Below are 1,456 nucleotides of genomic sequence, written 5' to 3'. Positions count from 1 at the left end.
GGGGGTGCGGACGAAAAGTTGGACGTTTCGGCGTCCGGATTGGAGTTCGTATGTATCCGGTTGGGTTGCGACGCATGGCGGTCGATCTGTATTACGAGGACGGGGTGTCGTGTTCCCGTGTCGCGCGGTTCGTCAGGGACGAGCTGGGCGACGAGGCACCGGCGCGCAAGACGGTGGCCCGATGGATCCGGGAGGATCCCCGTCATGGTCCCGCGGGCCGTCAGGGGGCGTCGTATACGCTTGATGCCAAGTTGAGGGCCGTGCGCGTGTTCATGGAGACCGGCGACGCGAGGGCCGCCGCCGGGGCGGCCGGCTGCAGCGAGACGAGCGTGTACGCGTGGGCCCGCAGGTATCGCGAGGAAGGCGGTGCGGGATTGGTCACGGGACATGGCGATGCGCAGGCGCCGGGACGCGCGGTGCCGCGGGGCGCGGATGTGGACGAGCTGCGCCGGCAGGTGGAGGCGCTGCGTCTGGAGAACGCGGTGATGCGGGAGACGATCAGGGTTTTAAAAGCCGACGACCCGCGTCTCGACCCGTCCGCGCTGACGAATCGGGAGAGGACGCGGGTCGTTGACGCGCTCAGGGGCGAGTTCGGTCTCTCGGCGTCCCTGGACGCCGTGGGGCTCAGGCGCAGCACCTACTATTACGGGCGTTCCGCGATCGCGGCCGGCGACCGGTACGCCGCGCTCAGGAAGCGCATCGCCCGCCTGTTCGAGCGGGGCGGACGCGTGTGGGGCTACCGGGTCATCCACCGGCTCCTGCGTCTGGACGGGGACGATCCGGTCGTCGTGTCGGAGAAGGTCGTGCGCCGGATCATGCGCGAGGAGGGGCTCAGGCCCGTGTATCTCAGACGGGCGAGGCGGTGGAGCTCCTACAGGGGCGAGATCGGCGACGCCCCCGCGAACCTCGTGGACAGGGACTTCCACGCCGGGGCGCCGAACCGCCTGTGGGTCACGGACGTCACCCAGTTCACGATGGACGGGTACAAGTGCTGGCTGAGCCCGGTCATCGACTGCTTCGACGGGATGGTCGTCTCCTGGACGCTCTCCCGGTCGCCGGACGCCGCGATGGCCGACCGGATGCTGCTCGACGCCGTCGCCACGCTCGGCGACGGGGACAGGCCCGTCATCCACTCGGACCGCGGATGCCACTACCGGTGGCCGGGATGGATCCGCATCTGCGAGGAGCACGGCCTGACCCGCTCCATGAGCGCGAAGGGCTGCTCGCCGGACAACGCGGCCGCCGAGGGGTTCTTCGGCAGGCTCAAGAACGAGTTCCTGCACGGACGCGACTGGACGGGAGTGAGCTACGACGACTTCCATGCCCGCCTCGCCGCCTACCTCACCCATTACAATGAGACACGCATCAAGAAATCACTGGGCTGGATGAGCCCGGTCCAATACCGCAGACACCTTGGACTGGCCTCCTAGCCATCCAAAAAAACATCCGCACCCCC

Annotated in this window: 1 protein-coding gene; it reads left to right on the top strand. The window is 68.3% G+C overall.

Translation table 11 applies throughout. The annotated features are described in order from the left end of the window. Nucleotides 1-50: 50 nt before the first annotated feature. On the top strand, nucleotides 51-1,430 hold the full coding sequence (locus EP30_RS10790) for an IS3 family transposase (protein ID WP_140558674.1): 1,380 nt from the start codon (nucleotides 51-53) through the stop codon (nucleotides 1,428-1,430). The last annotated feature ends 26 nt before the right edge of the window (nucleotides 1,431-1,456 follow it).

The organism is Bifidobacterium sp. UTCIF-39, assembly GCF_006408715.1.
Taxonomy (GTDB): domain Bacteria; phylum Actinomycetota; class Actinomycetes; order Actinomycetales; family Bifidobacteriaceae; genus Galliscardovia; species Galliscardovia tissieri.
The sequence above is the reverse complement of the archived record's forward strand: the minus strand, read 5'-3'. Positions and strand labels throughout refer to the sequence as shown.

Bases quoted from the DNA above. Each gene is read 5' to 3' on its own strand.
- EP30_RS10790 (WP_140558674.1), top strand. From the start codon at position 51: ATGTATCCGGTTGGGTTGCGACGCATGGCGGTCGATCTGTATTACGAG.